This window comes from Variovorax sp. JS1663 (assembly GCF_002157355.1).
Classification (GTDB): domain Bacteria; phylum Pseudomonadota; class Gammaproteobacteria; order Burkholderiales; family Burkholderiaceae_C; genus Variovorax.
Map to the genome: position 1 here is coordinate 41449 of NZ_LYMK01000018.1, position 16145 is coordinate 57593.

At 66.9% G+C, this 16145-nt stretch carries 21 protein-coding genes; 6 read left to right on the plus strand and 15 right to left on the minus strand.

The window, feature by feature from the left end; all coding sequences use genetic code 11:
- The first annotated feature begins 6 nt into the window (after window positions 1-6).
- From A8M77_RS16590 to A8M77_RS16615, 6 genes are all read left to right on the plus strand, one after another.
- A complete protein-coding gene (locus A8M77_RS16590; protein ID WP_238136849.1) occupies window positions 7-1374 on the plus strand; it encodes a CHASE3 domain-containing protein in 1368 nt (455 codons plus the stop codon).
- A 167-nt stretch (window positions 1375-1541) separates the two neighbouring features.
- Window positions 1542-1703: a DUF1328 domain-containing protein gene (locus tag A8M77_RS16595; RefSeq protein WP_086922689.1), complete on the plus strand. Its 162-nt coding sequence runs from the start codon at window positions 1542-1544 to the stop codon at window positions 1701-1703.
- Between the two features lie 53 nt (window positions 1704-1756).
- Window positions 1757-2131, plus strand: coding sequence for a hypothetical protein (locus A8M77_RS16600; RefSeq protein ID WP_086922615.1), 375 nt, complete (start codon window positions 1757-1759; stop codon window positions 2129-2131).
- A gap of 29 nt (window positions 2132-2160) precedes the next feature.
- Window positions 2161-2541 carry a hypothetical protein gene (locus tag A8M77_RS16605; RefSeq protein ID WP_086922616.1) on the plus strand — a complete coding sequence of 127 codons (381 nt, stop codon included), beginning with the start codon at window positions 2161-2163 and terminating at the stop codon, window positions 2539-2541.
- Window positions 2531-2980 (plus strand): hypothetical protein, encoded by a 450-nt coding sequence (locus tag A8M77_RS16610; RefSeq protein ID WP_086922617.1) that lies wholly within the window; start codon window positions 2531-2533, stop codon window positions 2978-2980. Before A8M77_RS16605 ends, A8M77_RS16610 begins: the two co-directional genes overlap by 11 nt.
- Complete coding sequence (locus tag A8M77_RS16615) at window positions 2977-3531, plus strand: ferritin-like domain-containing protein (protein ID WP_086922618.1); 555 nt, start codon at window positions 2977-2979, stop codon at window positions 3529-3531. Before A8M77_RS16610 ends, A8M77_RS16615 begins: the two co-directional genes overlap by 4 nt.
- A 52-nt stretch (window positions 3532-3583) precedes the next feature.
- Here the strand turns inward: A8M77_RS16615 and A8M77_RS16620 are convergent, their stop codons facing one another.
- From A8M77_RS16620 to ubiE, 15 genes are all read right to left on the minus strand, one after another.
- Complete coding sequence (locus A8M77_RS16620; RefSeq protein ID WP_086922690.1) at window positions 3584-4408, minus strand: DUF429 domain-containing protein; 825 nt, start codon at window positions 4406-4408, stop codon at window positions 3584-3586.
- Between the two features lie 20 nt (window positions 4409-4428).
- Window positions 4429-4851: a BLUF domain-containing protein gene (locus tag A8M77_RS16625; RefSeq protein WP_086922619.1), complete on the minus strand. Its 423-nt coding sequence runs from the start codon at window positions 4849-4851 to the stop codon at window positions 4429-4431.
- A gap of 3 nt (window positions 4852-4854) precedes the next feature.
- On the minus strand, window positions 4855-5586 hold the full coding sequence (folE, locus tag A8M77_RS16630) for a GTP cyclohydrolase I (protein WP_086922620.1): 732 nt from the start codon (window positions 5584-5586) through the stop codon (window positions 4855-4857).
- A gap of 70 nt (window positions 5587-5656) precedes the next feature.
- Window positions 5657-6415 carry an endonuclease/exonuclease/phosphatase family protein gene (locus A8M77_RS16635; RefSeq protein ID WP_086922621.1) on the minus strand — a complete coding sequence of 253 codons (759 nt, stop codon included), beginning with the start codon at window positions 6413-6415 and terminating at the stop codon, window positions 5657-5659.
- Window positions 6412-6876, minus strand: a complete 465-nt coding sequence (gene nudB / locus A8M77_RS16640) for a dihydroneopterin triphosphate diphosphatase (protein ID WP_086922622.1) — start codon at window positions 6874-6876, stop codon at window positions 6412-6414. The genes A8M77_RS16635 and nudB overlap by 4 nt, the downstream gene beginning before the upstream one ends.
- Window positions 6877-6878: 2 nt before the next feature.
- The gene (locus A8M77_RS16645) at window positions 6879-7196 is read right to left on the minus strand and encodes a CcdB family protein (RefSeq protein WP_086922623.1); all 318 of its coding nucleotides are present in this window, start codon (window positions 7194-7196) and stop codon (window positions 6879-6881) included.
- A gap of 6 nt (window positions 7197-7202) precedes the next feature.
- Window positions 7203-7472, minus strand: a complete 270-nt coding sequence (locus A8M77_RS16650; protein ID WP_086922624.1) for a type II toxin-antitoxin system prevent-host-death family antitoxin — start codon at window positions 7470-7472, stop codon at window positions 7203-7205.
- 107 nt (window positions 7473-7579) lie between these two features.
- A complete protein-coding gene (gene aspS, locus A8M77_RS16655; RefSeq protein WP_086922625.1) occupies window positions 7580-9391 on the minus strand; it encodes an aspartate--tRNA ligase in 1812 nt (603 codons plus the stop codon).
- Window positions 9392-9423: 32 nt separating this feature from the next.
- The gene (locus A8M77_RS16660) at window positions 9424-10044 is read right to left on the minus strand and encodes a DUF502 domain-containing protein (protein WP_086922626.1); all 621 of its coding nucleotides are present in this window, start codon (window positions 10042-10044) and stop codon (window positions 9424-9426) included.
- 15 nt (window positions 10045-10059) lie between these two features.
- A complete protein-coding gene (locus tag A8M77_RS16665) occupies window positions 10060-10407 on the minus strand; it encodes an FmdB family zinc ribbon protein (RefSeq protein WP_086922627.1) in 348 nt (115 codons plus the stop codon).
- 274 nt (window positions 10408-10681) lie between these two features.
- Window positions 10682-12130: a sodium:solute symporter family protein gene (locus A8M77_RS16670; protein ID WP_086922628.1), complete on the minus strand. Its 1449-nt coding sequence runs from the start codon at window positions 12128-12130 to the stop codon at window positions 10682-10684.
- 19 nt (window positions 12131-12149) lie between these two features.
- Window positions 12150-13715, minus strand: coding sequence for a ubiquinone biosynthesis regulatory protein kinase UbiB (ubiB, locus tag A8M77_RS16675; RefSeq protein WP_086922629.1), 1566 nt, complete (start codon window positions 13713-13715; stop codon window positions 12150-12152).
- Window positions 13712-14266 (minus strand): ubiquinone biosynthesis accessory factor UbiJ, encoded by a 555-nt coding sequence (locus A8M77_RS16680; RefSeq protein WP_086922630.1) that lies wholly within the window; start codon window positions 14264-14266, stop codon window positions 13712-13714. The genes ubiB and A8M77_RS16680 overlap by 4 nt, the downstream gene beginning before the upstream one ends.
- A 47-nt stretch (window positions 14267-14313) precedes the next feature.
- Window positions 14314-15363: a Tim44 domain-containing protein gene (locus A8M77_RS16685; RefSeq protein WP_086922631.1), complete on the minus strand. Its 1050-nt coding sequence runs from the start codon at window positions 15361-15363 to the stop codon at window positions 14314-14316.
- Window positions 15364-15401: 38 nt separating this feature from the next.
- On the minus strand, window positions 15402-16133 hold the full coding sequence (ubiE, locus tag A8M77_RS16690; RefSeq protein WP_086922632.1) for a bifunctional demethylmenaquinone methyltransferase/2-methoxy-6-polyprenyl-1,4-benzoquinol methylase UbiE: 732 nt from the start codon (window positions 16131-16133) through the stop codon (window positions 15402-15404).
- Window positions 16134-16145: the final 12 nt, after the last annotated feature.

Genomic DNA, 16145 nt, shown 5'->3' on the forward strand with positions numbered 1-16145 from the left:
GACCCCATGCGCTGGTTAGCTTTCCCGAAGATGGCCGCCGGCCTCGCCCTCGCGATGCTCGCCGCGCTCACGCTGGTGGGCATCAACGAGGCCAGCTACCGGCAGTCCACCAAGGCGCTGACGGAGGTCGGCGAGGCCCAGCGCGTGCGGCTCGCGCTCAACACGCTGCTGCAGAGCATCGTCGATGCAGAAACGGGTCAGCGGGGCTATCTGTTGACCGGTGAAGCCCGTTATCGCGAGCCCTACGACATCGCGGTCAAGCAGGTGGACGGCCAGTTGGCCGCGCTGCAGTTGCTCTACGCGCATCGTCCGGCGGAGGCGGCGCGCCTGGCGCAGCTGTCCAAGCACGTCTCGCGCAAGCTCGCCGAGATCGACATGAGCGTGCGGCTGCGTCAGGAGGGCAACGACGACGCCTGGAAGTTCGTGATCACGACCGACGTCGGCCGCGAGGAAATGGAGGCCATCCGGCAGCAGGCCGGCGAGCTCATCTCGATGAGCAACGAGGCCCTGATGCGAGGCCAGGTGCAGATCTCGAAGTCGCTGCGCTTCGCCCGCATCGGGATCGCGCTGGTCGCGCTGGCCGGCCTGCTGGCCTTCTACCTGTACCTGCGCCAGACACATGCGCTGCGCTCCGCGGGCGAGCGCCAGCAGGAGGCGCTGCAGCGGGAGCGCAACGCGCTCGAGGATGAAGTCCGCGAGCGCACCGCCACGCTGGCGGAACTCGCCACCCACCTGCAGGACGTGCGGGAAAGCGAACGCGGCTTCCTGGCCCGCGAGCTGCATGACGAGCTGGGCTCCCTGCTTACCGCGGCCAAGCTCGACGTGGCCCGGCTGAAGTCACGGCTGGCCGAATCGCCGGACGCGATCCAGCGGCTGCAGCACTTGAACGACCTGCTCAACAGCGGCATCGCGCTGAAGCGCCGCATCATCGAGGACCTCCGGCCCTCGTCGCTGGCCAATCTCGGGCTGATCGCGTCGCTGGAGATCCTGGGCCGCGAGTTCGCCGAGCGCTCGGGCGTCGAGATCGAGATGGTGCTCGAGCCGGTGGCGCTCGACGAGGCCAACCAGCTCACGGTCTACCGCATGGTGCAGGAGAGCCTGACCAACATCGGCAAGTATGCGCAGGCGAGCGAGGCCAGCATCGTGATGAAGAACTACGGCAATCACGCGGTGGTGGAAGTGAACGACAACGGCAAGGGCTTCGACGCCCGTGCCGCGCGTGCCTCCTCGCATGGCCTGGCGGGCATGCGGCACCGCGTGGAGGCAGCCGGCGGCAGGCTGACCATCTCGTCTGCGCCCGGCGAGGGCACGCGCCTGAGCGCCACCCTGCCCGCCACCGCTAACACCCCGGCCCTCGAGCGCCAGCCGGCTTGAGCGGCATGGCGCCGGGCGCGAGGCGCGATTCGGCCCTCTCCTACGCCCCCAGCCCTCGGCTGCTGACAGGGTCCGGCAAGGACGTCACTTAACGTCGACCCATGCTCTTGGCGGTGCGCGAAGAGTCGAGTCCACAACAACGAGACATGCTCGAAAAGGAGTCCAACATGTTGTACTACGCGGTCGTGTTCCTGGTCATCGCCCTGGTCGCCGCCCTGTTCGGCTTCGGCGGCATCGCGGCCAGTGCCGTTGGCATCGCCAAGATTCTCTTCGTCATCTTCATCGTGCTGGCGCTCGCCAGTTTCATCGCGGGCTTGATGCGACGATGACAGCATCGTTACGATGAGCAGGCTCTCGCCACTTTTTTCCGGAAGGACTTTTCATGAGCACGATCAAGACCCCCTCGCAGCTGGCCGAAGAGGCGCGCCAGACCGCCAACGACGCCATCGACACCACGCGCGCCTACGCCCAGAACGCGGTGAACGCCGCCGGCGAGAAGGTCCGTGACCTGCGCCGCGATGCGGAGCCCACCGTCGAACAACTCGCTGCCCGCGTGCAGCAGGCTGTTCAGCGCGGGCTCGATGCCGCCTCGACCACCAGTGCCCGCGCGCAGCGCCGCCTGGAGGCCGCGGCCGATGTGACCGGCCGCTACATCGCGGACCAGCCTGTGCGTTCGGTGCTCCTGGCCGCCGCTGCCGGTGCGGCCATCACGGCGCTGATCGTGCTCGCCAGCCGCCGCAGTCGGGACGACTATTGAACTGAGCTCCCGGTCTCGCCTGCAGCACCATGCTCCATCCCATTTTCTCTACGGTGCTCAGGCACCCGGAGTTGTTCGCTGCCCACGCCGCCAACTATTCGGCGCTGCTTCGCCTGGAGGCGGCAGAGGCGAGCAAGGGGCTGATCGCCAGGGCCGTCGCGGGCGCGCTGGCGGCGGTGAGTGCGATGCTGGCCCTCGGGCTGGCCGGTGCTGCCGTGATGCTGGGTGTGCTACATGGCAGCTTTCATTGGGTGTTGGTGATCGTGCCCGGCGTCGCCATCGTCATCGCGGCAGCGGCCGGCTATGTTGCGGCACGCCCCGCCGAATTCCACGGATTCGACGATCTGAGGGCGCAGGTGGAGGCAGATTTGCGGGCGCTCCACATGGCAGGAGACGAACGTGGCAGATGAGCGCCTTGCCCTGACGCCCCAACAGCGGTTGACCATCTCCAGGCGCGCCATCGTCGACCAGTTGCAGGGTCCCCGGCGAGACTCCGACGAAGCCGTCGAAGCTGCGCAGTCCCGCCTCGGGCGAGGCGCCACGGCCTTCGAAGGCGTCCAATGGCTCCAAGTGACCCGGCAACTGGCGCAGCGTTGGTGGCGCCGCCACCCTGCGAACGCGGCCGGTCAGCTAGCGCGCCCGCTGCTGGAGCGCTATGCCCGCGAGCAGCCCACCCGGTTGATGGCAGCGGCCGCCGGTGCCGGCGCCCTGGTGGTGCTCGTCAAGCCGTGGCGCCTCCTGTCGGTCACCGCGGTGCTCGCGGCCCTGCTCAAGACTTCGGACGTGGCCGACCTGGTGACCACGCTGATGCACAAGACGCCCCATCCCGCACGAAAGGATTCCCCATGACGACCGCAGTGGCCCAAGACAAGTCCCGTGAACGCCTGGTGCTGGACCAGGCTGCCATCGAGGAGGCGGCCTCCCAAAGCCTCGACGATGGCGCCGTCACGCCCGGCTATGGCCCCTGGCGCGACGACATCGTCCAGTTGCTCAATGACGCCCTGGCCACCGAGCTGGTCTGCGTCCTGCGCTACAAGCGGCACTACTTCACCGCCAGCGGTGTGTCCTCGCCGGCGATCGCGGACGAATTCCTGGTGCATGCCAATGAAGAGGCCGCGCATGCGGACAAGATTGCGGAGCGCATCGTGCAGTTGGGCGGCGAACCGGACTTCAACCCGAACACCCTGCATGACCGCAGCCATGCCAGCTACGACGAATCCACGGAGCTGCAGGCCATGGTGCGCGCGAACCTCATCGCCGAGCGCATCGCCATCGAAACCTACCGCCAGATGATCGCGCTCATCGGCGACAAGGACCCGACGACGCGGCGCATGCTCGAGGAAATCCTCACCGATGAGGAAGAGCATGCGGACGAGTTGAAGGACTGGCTCGGCCATTGACGGCCGGCCAGGCACTCCCCGCCGGCCCGCGGAGCGATCGTGGCAGCCAGGCTCAGGCGCTGACGATCCAGCCTTCCAGCGGGTCCATCGCCGCCGGCAGGCCCCAGCCGGGCCCGATGCTGTCGCGGCGGGCGGCCGCCCATGCCGCCTGGACCAGGCAGAGCGCCGCATCTAGACAATCGCCCTGCGCATCAGCCATCAGGCGTTGACGCTCGACATCTTCCAAGACAAGGCGCAGGCCCAGACGCGCAGAGCCTCGCTCCAGCGCGGCCAGCAGTTCGGCGCGCGCGGCGCCGCGTTCGCTGGTCTGCCGAGTGGCATCATCGCTTTTATAGCTGCGGCGGCCGATCAGCTCGCGCGCCAGCAGGCCCGGATAGCCCTCGACTGCGATACGGGTGGCGGCAGCGCCGGCAGGCGCATGCAGTCCGGGCAGGGCCGCACCGGCGGCCACCAGGCGCGGCACGCCGGCATGCAGCATGAAGGCGACGGGCGGGTTGACCCATTTCATCGAGGGACTGCAGCCCGCGGGCCCATCCGTGGCGCGATGGGCGAACTTCACGCCCGCCGGCCGCCCCGCACAGAAGGCTGCAAAGGCCTCACGGATGTGCGCACGATCGAGGCCGGCATAGTGCGCGATCAGCGCGGCCCATTCTGTCGGCCAACCGAGTTGCTCGACCAGCTCGCGCGGCAGGCCGAAGGGGAAGTCGAAGGCACCGATCCAGGCCGGCGCGCCGGCCAGCCATTGGCGCCACGTGTCGAGGGAACAGAAGCTTTCGATCCGCTGGAGGGCGACGCCGCCCTCGACCACCTGCCCGACCGCCACGACGATGGGCTTGCGGACGCTGGGCGCGCTGGAGAAATCGCAGCCCAGCAGCAGGGCGGGCACCGCAGCGGACGTCAGTGGCGGCCAACGATGGCGGCAGTGGCCATCAGCTCTTCCAGCAGCGCGAGCGAAACCTTGCCCGAGACCGAATAGGGGTCGAGCTCCGGCTTCTCGGAATACTTGAGCAGGGTCGAGACGTTCAGCTTGGACAGGTTGACCTGGCCCATGGTCCAGCCCCCGAAGCGGCGCTCCGAGATTTCCTCGTAGTGGAGCAGCACCACGTCCTTGTGGCGCGCGTCGCGCTGGATGTGGCCATAGAGCTCGCTGATCGCCATCCGCCCGCCCTCGATGGCCTGCAGGAACACGCCGCCGCCATAGCAGAGGATGCCGGTGATGCCGCAGGCGGTGTTGTGCGTTCGCGATTGGGCGAGGATGGCTTCGATCGCGCCGGCACTGGTGTCGACGGCGCGGCTGGCATAGAGCAGACGTACCAGCATGGTTCAGCCCCGGCGCGGAATCAGCGCGAGAAATTCGCGCCGCAGGTTGGAGTCCTTGAGGAAGACGCCGCGCATCACCGAATTGATCATCTTGCTGTCCATCTCCTTGACGCCACGCCACTGCATGCAGAAGTGTTCGGCCTCCACCACCAGCGCCAGGCCATCGGGCTGCGTCCGCTCCTGGATCAGGTCGGCCAGTTGCACCACGGCTTCTTCCTGGATCTGGGGCCGGCTCATCACCCACTCGGCCAGGCGCGCGTACTTGGACAGGCCGATCACGTTCGTCTTCTCGTTGGGCATCACGCCGATCCACAGCTTGCCGATGATGGGGCAGAAGTGGTGCGAGCAGGCGCTGCGCACGGTGATGGGGCCGACGATCATGAGTTCGTTCAGGTGCTCGGCATTCGGAAATTCGGTGAGCGAGGGCGGGGTCACGTAGCGCCCCTTGAACACCTCGTTCACGTACATCTTGGCGACGCGGCGCGCGGTGTTCTCGGTGTTGTGGTCGTTCTCGAGGTCGATCACCAGGCTCTCGAGCACGTCCTTCATCTTGACCTCGACCTCGTCGAGCAGCCGCTCGAGCTCGCCGGGCCGGATGAACTCCGCGATGTTGTCGTTCGCGTTGAAGCGCTGGCGGGCAGCGAGCAGGCGCTCGCGGATCTTGACGGAGACAGGCGTGCCCTCGTCCCCGGCGTCCGGCTCGGTACGCTCGGCGGTGTCGATTTTTCTCAGCATCCGCGCATCCTAACAGTGAATGAGGAGCCAGCGAATGACCCTGCAGCGCGCATCCTGCCTGATTTCAAAGCTATTGTTTTGATAGCACAAAGTCCGCGACCAGCGGCAGGTGGTCGGACATACGGGCCCAGATCCGCCCACGCGGAACGGTGCTGGCGACCGCCTCGACCCGGCGCCCGTAGATGAAATCGAGCTGGGTCACCGGCAGGCGCGACGGGTAGGTCAGCGTGCGCGGCCCCCGCAGGTCGCTGGTGTCGCGCAGGCCCATGGCGTTCATCGCGTGGCGCATGCGGGCGCCCCAGTCGTTGAAATCACCGGCGACCACCAGCGCCTCGCCCGGCGGGATCTCGCGCTCGATGAATGCCCGCAACGCCGCCACCTGACGCACCCGGCTGCCGCGGATCAGGCCCAGATGCACCACGATGGCATGCACCGGCTGGCCCTCGATCTCGATCACCACGTGCAGCAGACCGCGCTGCTCGAAACGATGGTCGGAAATATCCTGGTGCGTCTTGCGCAGCACCGGCCAGCGCGTCAGCAGCGCGTTGCCATGCTCGCCATGCCTGGTGATGGCGTTGGTCTCGTAGACCGCCGTGTAGCCTTCCGGCGCCAGGAAGTCGGCCTGCGGCATCTCGGGCCAGTGCAGGAAGCGGGCGGCGGCCTGGCGATTCATCTTGCGCACTTCCTGGAGGCAGACGATGTCGGCATCGAGCTGCTCGATGGCATGGCCCAGGTTGTGGATCTCGAGCCGCCGAGCCGGGCCGATCCCCTGCACACCCTTGTGGATGTTGTAGGTCGCGACGCGGAGGTTGCTGGTCGGCGGGTTCATTGCGCAAATTTTGGCAGCAGCAGGATCGCTTCCGCGTTCGAGGGGGAAAAGCACGCGTCCGCTGCTTCATGGTAGGGCAGCCAGCGCCAGGCCGTGTGTTCGCGCGGGTCCAACGTCGGCGTCAGGCGCTCGGGCACGCACAGGCCGAACAGGTGCTCGGTGTTGTGCGTAACGCCGGGCGCATAGCGCGAGCGCCAGCGCGGGTAGATCTCGTAGACGTTCTGCAAGCCCCAGTCACGCAAGCTTTGCGCCAGCGCGCTGCCCTTGGCGCAGTCGATGCCAGTCTCCTCGGCGACCTCGCGCGCCGCGGTCAGGGCCAGCGGCTCGTCGGGATGGTCCTTGCTGCCGGTGACGGACTGCCAGAAGTCATCGGCATCGGCGCGCTGGATCAGCAGCACCTCCAGCGCCGGCGTGTGGATCACGACCAGCACCGATTCGGGGATCTTGAAGCCGCGGGCCATGCTCAGATTCCGCTGATGACCGCGTCGATCGACGCGACGAGTTCGCTCGCATGAGAACGCAGGCTGCCATGGGCGCTTCCCAGATCACGGGTGCGAAAGGGAGCCGCCATCTGAGGCAGGGCCACGAAAGATTCGCCCTCCCATTGAACGACGGGGCACAGCCGACGGGGCGACACAGCCGGTGTGTGCTTGCGCGACGCAAGTGGAATCACCAGTCGCGTCGAGAGGCTCGCCAGCAGATCGCTCTGGATGTCGACGCACCACGGAATGTCTTCTCGCTGCGACTTGACCGGGTTGGCATACACATCGAACTGCGCCATGCCTGCTCACCAGGGCCGAAGCGTCTCACCAAAGACACCGACCTTGTCGACCAGCTCGTTCTGCGCCGCAATCCAGTCCTTGTAAGTCTCGTTGAACTCGCGCTTGCGCTGGGCCATCGACTTCTTCTGCTCCAGCGCCTCCAGCTCCGCATAGCGGGCGGCCGAGACGATCACGCCCGCCACCCTGTCGTTCTTGATCACATGGACCGGCTCACGCTCGGCCTGCCCGAGGTAGTAGCCGAAGCGATTCTTGGCTTCCGTTGCATTGACCCGCATGACGTCCTCGATGATCGAAATTAGCCATTTTAGCTAACCACCTCACGTCTGCGAGCAAAAAAAAGGGCGCCCTGCCGGCGCCCCTTGGTTTCGGAGAGTCGAAGCGATCAGGCGCTTTGCGCAGGCTGCGGATTGCGCAGACGGATATGCAGTTCGCGCAGTTGCTTCTCGTCGACCGGGCTCGGCGCCTGGGTGAGCAGGTCCTGCGCACGCTGGGTCTTGGGGAAGGCGATCACGTCGCGAATCGACTCGGCACCGGTCATCAGCATCACCAGGCGGTCCAGGCCGATGGCGATGCCGCCGTGCGGCGGCGCGCCGTACTGCAGTGCATCCAGCAGGAAGCCGAACTTGTTCTGCGCATCCTCCGCGCTGATCTTGAGCGCACGGAACACCTTGCTCTGCACTTCCTCGCGGTGGATACGCACCGAGCCGCCGCCCATCTCGATGCCGTTGAGCACCATGTCGTAGGCCTTGGCGATGCACTTCTCGGGCGCGGTGTCCATGAGGTCTTCATGGCCGTCCTTCGGCGAGGTGAACGGGTGGTGCACGGCGGACCAGCGCTGGCCTTCCTCGTCGAACTCGAACATCGGGAAGTCCACCACCCACAGCGGGGCCCAGCGGTCCTCGAACAGGCCGTTCTTGCGGCCGAAGGCGCTGTGGCCGATCTTCACGCGCAGCGCGCCGATGGCGTCGTTGACGATCTTTTCCTTGTCGGCGCCGAAGAACAGGATGTCGCCGTTGCGCGCGCCGGTGCGGGCAACGATCTCGGCCAGCGAGGCGTCGTTGAGGTTCTTCACGATGGGGCTTTGCAGGCCTTCGCGGCCCTGGGCCGCATCGTTGACCTTGATGTAAGCCAGGCCCTTTGCGCCGTAGATCTTGACGAACTCGGTGTAGGCATCGATGTCGCCGCGCGACAGTCCGCCCTCGGCGCCGCCGCCGGGCACTCGCAGCGCGACCACGCGCCCGCCCACCATGCTCGCGGCCTGCGCGAAGACCTTGAACTCGACGTTGCGCATCACGTCCGTGAGCTCGGTGAACTCGAGCTTCACGCGCAGATCCGGCTTGTCGGAGCCGTACTTGAACATCGCGTCCGCATAACTCATCACCGGGAACGGCGGCAGCTCCACCTGGGCGGCGGCGCGGAAGACCTTGCGGATCATGCCCTCGAACATCTCGCGGATCTCCTCCTCGGCCATGAAGGAGGTCTCGATGTCGATCTGCGTGAACTCGGGCTGGCGGTCGGCGCGCAGGTCCTCGTCGCGGAAGCACTTGACGATCTGGTAGTAGCGGTCGTAGCCGGCCACCATCAGCAGCTGCTTGAAGAGCTGTGGCGACTGCGGCAGCGCGAAGAAGCTACCGTCGTGCACGCGGCTGGGCACCAGGTAGTCGCGCGCCCCCTCGGGCGTGGACTTGCCCAGCATCGGCGTCTCGATGTCGATGAAGCCGTTGTCGTCGAGGAACTTGCGCGCCTCCATCGTGACCTTGTAGCGCAGCATCATGTTGCGCTGCATGGCCGGGCGGCGCAGGTCCAGCACGCGGTGCGTCAGGCGGGTGGTCTCGGAGAGGTTGTCGTCGTCCAGTTGGAAGGGCGGCGTCACCGAGGGATTGATCACCTTCAGCTCGTGGCTGAGCACCTCGATCTTGCCGCTCTTGAGGTTCTCGTTGACCGTGCCTTCGGGACGGGCACGCACCAGGCCCGTGACCTGCACGCAGAACTCGTTGCGCAAGCCCTCGGCGGTGGCGAAGGTGGCGGCGCGGTCAGGATCGCACACCACCTGCACATAGCCCTCGCGATCGCGCAGGTCGATGAAGATCACGCCGCCGTGATCGCGCCGGCGGTTGACCCAGCCGCAAAGGGTGACGGTTTGGCCCAGCAGGGCTTCGGTCACGAGACCGCAATAGTGAGAACGCATGGCCATAGTCGATTTCCGGCGCCTTCGAGGCGCGTGTTTTATTTGCCTGTGATGATTGCGGAGCCGCCTGGAACGACCACGCCCATCGACACGATGTACTTGAGCGCGTCGTCCACGCTCATCCTGAGTTCGATGCAATCGCTGCGCTTGAGCATCACGAAGTAGCCGCCCGTGGGGTTGGGCGTCGTGGGCACGTAGACACTGAGGTAGTCCCCGCCGCCCAGCTGCGACAGCACCTCGCCGCCGGGCGCGCCGGTCACGAAGGCGATGGTCCAGACGCCGTCACGCGGCCACTGGACCAGCACCGCCGTGCGGAAGGCGTTGCCGTTCTCGGAGAACAGCGTGTCCGAGACCTGCTTGACGCTGGAGTAGATCGAGCGCACCACCGGGATGCGGCGCACCACGGCGTCGCCCCAACCCAACAGGCGCTTGCCGATGAAGTTGCTGGCGACGGCGCCGACCACCAGGAGGATCGCCAGCGTCAGCAGCACGCCCAGGCCGCGCACCCGGTGCTCGGAGAGCCATTTCTGCCAGTCCTCGGGCAGCAGCCACAGCGTCTGGTCCAGCGTACCGATGATCCAGTTCAGCACGCCGAGCGTGATGACCAGCGGCACGATGACCAGGAGGCCGGACAGCAACCATTTGCGCAGCGCGAGCATGGTGGCGGGATTCGCTCAGTCGCTCTTGGCGGCGGGCGCCGGTCCCGGTGCCGGTGACGGCGCGGGGGATGCGGCAGGCGCCGGTGCGGCCGGCGCATCTGCGCTGCCGCCGGAGGCCGTGGCGCCCTCGGCCGGCGCGCTCGTCCCGCTGGCCGCCTTGTCTGCGCCCTTCTTGCCGCCACCGTCGCGGAAATCGGTCACGTACCAGCCGGAGCCCTTGAGCTGGAAGCCGGCCGCCGTGACCTGCTTGCTGAACGCGCTCGCACCGCACTGCGGGCAGTCGGTCAGCGGCGCATCGGACAGTTTCTGCAGCACGTCCTTGGCAAAGCCGCAGGCGCTGCACTTGTAGGCGTAGATAGGCATGTGGAGGGGAGGAAAAGCGACTCGGCTGACGGCCGCTCGCAAAGCTTTCAATTATAAGGCTGCCACCAAGGGCTCCCCCTCCCCGCCAAGTCGTTCAGGAGGCGTTGTTCACATCTCCCAGTTGCTCCATCGCGCTTCGCGCGACCCGCAACGCATGAACCCGCGTCCGGGACCCGGTGAACACCGCGGAACCGGCTTTGCCGGGCCGCTGGTGTTGCCCCCGGTGAGGGGGTTGGCGGACCACGAAGTGGGGGAGCCTGGGGGAGAGCGTCATTCAGACTGGATCGACCGCCAGCGGCCGGTGCGGGGTTCGCCGGTTGGGCACCCACTGCGGCGCCAGCGAGCCGACGAACATGCCGAAGAAGGAGGCCAGCACGCCGGCGAGCTGGGCCGGGAACTGCTCGCCCCAGGGCATGGCCAGGAACAACAGCCAGACCCCGATGCCCAGCACCACCGACGCCACCGCGCCCTGCGTGCTGGCCCGCTGCCAGTAGAGACCGCAGACCAGCGGCACGAAGGCGCCCACCAGCGGCACCTGGTAGGCGCCCGAGACCAGCTCGTAGATCGAGGTGCCCTGCATACGGATCGCGTACGCGAGCACGGCGGCGCTGAACAGCAGCACCGTGATGCGCATGGTCAGCAGGTTCTCGCGGTCAGTGCCGGCCGGACGGAACTGGCGCCAGATGTTCTCGGTGAAGGTCACGCTGGGCGCCAGCAGGGTGGCCGAGGCGGTGGACTTGATGGCCGACAGCAGCGCTCCGAAGAAGAACACCTGCATGACGAAGGGCATCTTTTCCAGCACCAGCGTGGGCAACACCTTCTGCGGGTCGTCCTTGAGCAGGGTCTCCGTCTGCTCCGGCATGATGATCAGCGCGCTGGCCACCAGGAACATGGGCACGAAGGCGAACAGGATGTAGCAGATGCCCCCGATCACCGGCCCGCGGGTCGAGGCCTTCACGCTGTTGGCCGACATCACGCGCTGAAACACGTCCTGCTGCGGGATCGAGCCCAGCATCATCGTGATCGCCGCGGCGAAGAAGAAGACGATCTCCTTCCAGCTCGGCTCGGGCCAGAAGCGGAACAGGTCCTTGCTGGCCGCCAAGGCCACCACCTTGTCGGCACCGCCGGCCATGTTGCCGGCGAACATGGCGATCACGGCCAGGCCGAGCACGAGGATGATCATCTGGATGAAGTCGGTCACCGCCACCGACCACATGCCGCCGAACAGGGTGTAGGCCAGAATCGAGACCACGCCGATCACCATGCCGAGCGGGATGCTGATGACGCCGCCCGACAGCAGGTTGAACACCAGCCCCAGCGCCGTGACCTGGGCCGACACCCAGCCCAGGTAGCTCAGCATGATGATCAGCGAGCAGGCCACCTCGATGGCGCGGCCGTAGCGCTCGCGATAGTAGTCGCTGATGGTCAGCAGCGTCATCCGGTAGAGCTTGCCGGCGAAGAACAGGCCGACCAGGATCAGGCAGGTACCGGCGCCAAAGGGGTCCTCGACCACGCCGTTCAGGCCGCCGCCGATGAACTTGGCCGGGATGCCCAGCACCGTCTCGGAGCCGAACCAGGTGGCAAAGGTGGTGGTCACGATCATGTAGAGCGGCAGGTGGCGCCCGGCGATCGCGAAGTCGGTGGTGTTCTTGACGCGCCGGGCCGCATAGAGGCCGATGGCGATGGTGATCAGCAGATAGACGATGACCAGGGTCAACAGCACGGCGAAATCTCCTTCCTATTCAGAACAGACGCACGCGCACCAGCACCTGCATCGCGATCAACCCCAATACAAAACCTATGCCACCGTAGATGATGGCCTGCAGCAGCCGGTTGGTCCGCTTTTGAGCGGCCAGCAGCTCCATCAGTTCACGGCGGTGGTCGGCGGGCCGATTCTCCAGGAAATCGTGCATCAGCCGGGGCAGCTGCGGCAGCAGCTTGGCGTAGCGCGGCGCCTCGGCGCGCAGCTGCTCCAGCAGCTTGCGCGGACCGATCTGGTCGCTCATCCACTTTTCGAGGAAAGGCTTGGCGGTGTGCCACAGGTCCAGCTCCGGGTCGAGTTGGCGGCCCAGGCCCTCGATGTTGAGCAGGGTCTTCTGCAGCAGCACCAGCTGCGGCTGGATCTCGACATGGAAGCGGCGCGAGGTCTGGAACAGGCGCATCAGCACCATGCCGAGCGAGATTTCCTTGAGCGGGCGGTCGAAGTAGGGCTCGCAGACGGTGCGGATCGCGGCCTCGAGCTCGTCGACGCGGGTGGCGCCGGGAACCCAACCGCTTTCCAGGTGCAATTCGGCCACCCGCTTGTAGTCGCGCCGGAAGAAGGCGGCGAAGTTCTGCGCCAGGTATTCCTTGTCCGACTCGGTGAGCGTGCCGATGATGCCGAAGTCCAGCGAAATGTAGCGCCCGAAGGTGGCCGGATCCAGGCTGACCTGGATGTTGCCCGGGTGCATGTCGGCATGGAAGAAGCCGTCGCGGAACACCTGGGTGAAGAAGATGGTCACGCCGTCGCGCGCCAGCTTCGGGATGTCCACGCCGGCGGCGCGCAGGCGGTCCAACTGGGCGATGGGGACGCCCTTCATGCGTTCCATCACGATCACCTCGGGCTGGCACAGGTCCCAGAACATCTCGGGGATCAGCACCAGCTCGAGCTTGCTCATGTTGCGCCGCAGTTGGGCGGCATTGGCCGCCTCGCGCACCAGGTCGAGCTCGTCGTGCAGGTACTTGTCGAACTCGGCCACCACCTCGCGCGGCTTGAGGCGCTTGGCATCGGCCGACAGGCCCTCGACCCAGCGCGCCATCATGGCCATGAGCTCGAGGTCTTTCTCGATCACGCCGCGCATGCCGGGGCGCAGCACCTTGACCGCCACTTCCCGCAGCGTCCCACCCTCGTTGCGGATGGTCGCGAAGTGCACCTGCGCGATCGAGGCGCTGGCCACTGGCGTTTCGTCGAAGTCGACGAAAACCTCGCCCACTGGCCGGCGGAAGGCTCGCTCGATGGTCGCGATCGCGACCTTGGAATCGAAGGGCGGCACGCGGTCCTGCAGCCAGGCGAGCTCGTCGGCGATGTCGGCCGGCAGCAGGTCGCGCCGGGTCGACAGCACCTGTCCGAATTTCACGAAGATCGGGCCGAGCCGCTCCAGCGCCTCGCGCAGGCGCTGGCCGCGGGGAGCATCCAGGTTGCGGCCGATGGAGACAATGCGGGTCACCACCCGCAGCCAGGGCTTCTGGAAACTGCTGAGCACGAGCTCGTCGAGCCCGTAGCGCAGCGCGACCAGGACGATGAAGACGCCGCGGTAGACGCGCCTCATTCGGCGCCTGCGGAGCCGGCAGGCTTGCCGCCCCGCTCACCGACGAACGTCCGCAGCGCATCCACCACGCGGCCGGCGCCGGTGGCGATGGCATGGGCCGGTACGTCGCCGATCAGGCGCGCCAGGTCGTCCTCCACGTCCCAGCGCACATGGTCGACCAGCCAGTTGACCTCGGCTGCCAGTTGCACGTCACCTTCGATGCGCACCGCCGGCTTGTCGCCGCGGAAGGCGGCCCGCGCCAGCCCGAAGGGCGAGGTCTCGGTGACCGCCAGCAACAGCTCGGGCACCGCGCCCTCGGGCGCCAGGTCGAGCAGGCCAGCCGGGGTGGCGATGACCTTCATGGTCACGAAGCGCCACTCGAATTGCACCACCCTGCCCTGCTGACGCGCGAGGCGCTGCTGGGCCTCGGGCTCCTGCTGCAGCACGTGGTTGAGGAAGAGAACGGCACGGTGCTGGACCTCGTGGATTACCCAGTCGGGCGGCTGCAGGCGGGCGCCGACGCGGTTGAAGAAATCGTCGAGAAAAGAAAAAGGGGACGATGGTGTGACCATGTCCCCATTATCCCGGTCCTGAGGACCGGATCGAAGCATCGCGAGGCCTACTGCAGGGCCTGCACGCCCGCCACCAGCCAGCCGCTGCCGCCGCTCACCGGCCGGGTCATGTTCCAGACCTCGCGGAAGGGGCTGGGGCCGGAAGACATGTCCTCGCGGATCATCCCCGAGAACTCCACGCTGGCCATGTAGGCATCCGGCATCTCCTCGATGCCCAGCAGCTTGGCGTCCAGCATCACGACCTCGGTCTTGTTCGGCTGGCCGCCCGTGTGGCCTTCGCGCTCGGCCAACTGCTGCTGGATCTCGCCGACCATGCCGTCGGTCATCATCGAACGCAGGGTGCCGATGTCGGCGCGGTCCCAGGCGTCCTGCAGGGTCACGAAGTTGCGCTTGGCGGCGGCGAGGAAGCCATCGGCATCGAAGCCGGACGGGATGCCCCAGGATTGCGAGCCGACCAAGGCCGAGCCGATCAGGCTGCCGCCGCCGGCGTTCGCCATCGCCGAGCCGCCGGTCGCATGCTCGACGGGCTGCGCGGGGCTGGCATCGAAGGCGGCGGTGTTGCGCTCCCAGGGGCGTGCCGAGGCATCGTTGCCGACGTTGTTCGGGCTGTACTGCGCGGGCGCGGTGGCCTGGGACGGGCTGCTGCCGGCGCCCTGGAAGGCCAGGCCGCTGTTGCGCTGCGCCATGCCGTTGTTGCCGCGCGAACGTGCAGCAAAGATGCGCCACACGACCACGGCCGCCAGCACCAGCAGGATGATCAGCAGGACATTGCCGAAGGCCGCGCCGAGGCCGAGCGAGTGGGCGAGCCATGCCAGGCCGAGCCCCGCGGCCAGGCCGCCGAGCATGGCGCCCCACGGGCGCTTAGGCGCGGCCTGCGCGGTCGGGGCCGCCGGCGCGGCCGGCTTGGCGGCGGCGCTGTTCACGTTGCTCTGCGCAGGCGCGCCGGGCGTCGCCGGCGGAGTGGGCGCGGCTTCACGCTGGGTGACGTTGCTCGACTGCTTGCCGATCGACTTGCCGCCACCCAGGCGGCGTGCGTCGGCATCCATGCTCGCGACGGCCAGGGCACACACCAGCAAAACGGACAACAAACTTTTCATGACGTCTCCTCTACGGCAAAGAAATCTTCTGGCAATCGTCAGCACTTGATTCCAACATGCAGGGCGACGACTCCCCCGGTCATGTTGTGATAGTCCACGTGACCGAAACCGCCCTCTTTCATGAGGGTCTTGAGCTCCTCTTGCGAGGGATGCATCCGGATCGATTCGGCCAGGTAGCGATAGCTCGCATCGTCGCCCGCCACCACCTTGCCCAGGCGCGGCAGCACGCTGAAGGAGTACCAGTCGTAGATCTTCGACAGCGGCTTGGCAACCTTGGAGAACTCCAGCACCAGCAGCTTGCCGCGCGGCTTGAGCACGCGGTTCATCTCCTTGAGCGCCAGGTCCTTGTGCGTCATGTTGCGCAGGCCGAAGGCCACGCTCACCAAGTCGAAGTGGTTGTCGGGAAAGGGTAACTGCTCGGCGTCGCAGACGAGCGTGGGCAGCGCGACGCCGGCATCGAGCAGGCGGTCGCGGCCGTTGCGCAGCATGGCCTCGTTGATGTCGGTGTGGACCACCTCGCCGCTCTCGCCCACCTTCTTCGCGAAGGCCAGGGCCAGGTCGCCGGTGCCGCCCGCGATGTCGAGCACCTTCGCGCCCTCGCCCACATTGGCGACCATCACGGTGTAGGCCTTCCAGGCGCGATGCAGGCCACCCGACATCAGGTCGTTCATCAGGTCGTAGCGACTCGCGACCGAATCGAACACGCCGCGCACGCGCCGTGCCTTGTCGCCTTCCTCGACCGTCTCGAAGCCGAAATGGGTGCTGCTCATGCAGCCGATGTT

What these genes read in the sequence shown, in the direction of transcription:
- A8M77_RS16590 (WP_238136849.1), top strand. Translation starts at nt 7, where the DNA reads ATGCGCTGGTTAGCTTTCCCGAAGATGGCCGCCGGCCTCGCCCTCGCG.
- A8M77_RS16595 (WP_086922689.1), top strand. Translation starts at nt 1,542, where the DNA reads ATGTTGTACTACGCGGTCGTGTTCCTGGTCATCGCCCTGGTCGCCGCC.
- A8M77_RS16600 (WP_086922615.1), top strand. Translation starts at nt 1,757, where the DNA reads ATGAGCACGATCAAGACCCCCTCGCAGCTGGCCGAAGAGGCGCGCCAG.
- A8M77_RS16605 (WP_086922616.1), top strand. Translation starts at nt 2,161, where the DNA reads ATGCTCCATCCCATTTTCTCTACGGTGCTCAGGCACCCGGAGTTGTTC.
- A8M77_RS16615 (WP_086922618.1), top strand. Translation starts at nt 2,977, where the DNA reads ATGACGACCGCAGTGGCCCAAGACAAGTCCCGTGAACGCCTGGTGCTG.
- A8M77_RS16625 (WP_086922619.1), bottom strand. Translation starts at nt 4,851, where the DNA reads ATGCTGGTACGTCTGCTCTATGCCAGCCGCGCCGTCGACACCAGTGCC.
- folE (WP_086922620.1), bottom strand. Translation starts at nt 5,586, where the DNA reads ATGCTGAGAAAAATCGACACCGCCGAGCGTACCGAGCCGGACGCCGGG.
- A8M77_RS16635 (WP_086922621.1), bottom strand. Translation starts at nt 6,415, where the DNA reads ATGAACCCGCCGACCAGCAACCTCCGCGTCGCGACCTACAACATCCAC.
- nudB (WP_086922622.1), bottom strand. Translation starts at nt 6,876, where the DNA reads ATGGCCCGCGGCTTCAAGATCCCCGAATCGGTGCTGGTCGTGATCCAC.
- A8M77_RS16645 (WP_086922623.1), bottom strand. Translation starts at nt 7,196, where the DNA reads ATGGCGCAGTTCGATGTGTATGCCAACCCGGTCAAGTCGCAGCGAGAA.
- A8M77_RS16650 (WP_086922624.1), bottom strand. Translation starts at nt 7,472, where the DNA reads ATGCGGGTCAATGCAACGGAAGCCAAGAATCGCTTCGGCTACTACCTC.
- aspS (WP_086922625.1), bottom strand. Translation starts at nt 9,391, where the DNA reads ATGGCCATGCGTTCTCACTATTGCGGTCTCGTGACCGAAGCCCTGCTG.
- A8M77_RS16660 (WP_086922626.1), bottom strand. Translation starts at nt 10,044, where the DNA reads ATGCTCGCGCTGCGCAAATGGTTGCTGTCCGGCCTCCTGGTCATCGTG.
- A8M77_RS16665 (WP_086922627.1), bottom strand. Translation starts at nt 10,407, where the DNA reads ATGCCTATCTACGCCTACAAGTGCAGCGCCTGCGGCTTTGCCAAGGAC.
- ubiB (WP_086922629.1), bottom strand. Translation starts at nt 13,715, where the DNA reads ATGAGGCGCGTCTACCGCGGCGTCTTCATCGTCCTGGTCGCGCTGCGC.
- A8M77_RS16680 (WP_086922630.1), bottom strand. Translation starts at nt 14,266, where the DNA reads ATGGTCACACCATCGTCCCCTTTTTCTTTTCTCGACGATTTCTTCAAC.
- A8M77_RS16685 (WP_086922631.1), bottom strand. Translation starts at nt 15,363, where the DNA reads ATGAAAAGTTTGTTGTCCGTTTTGCTGGTGTGTGCCCTGGCCGTCGCG.
- ubiE (WP_086922632.1), bottom strand. Translation starts at nt 16,133, where the DNA reads ATGAGCAGCACCCATTTCGGCTTCGAGACGGTCGAGGAAGGCGACAAG.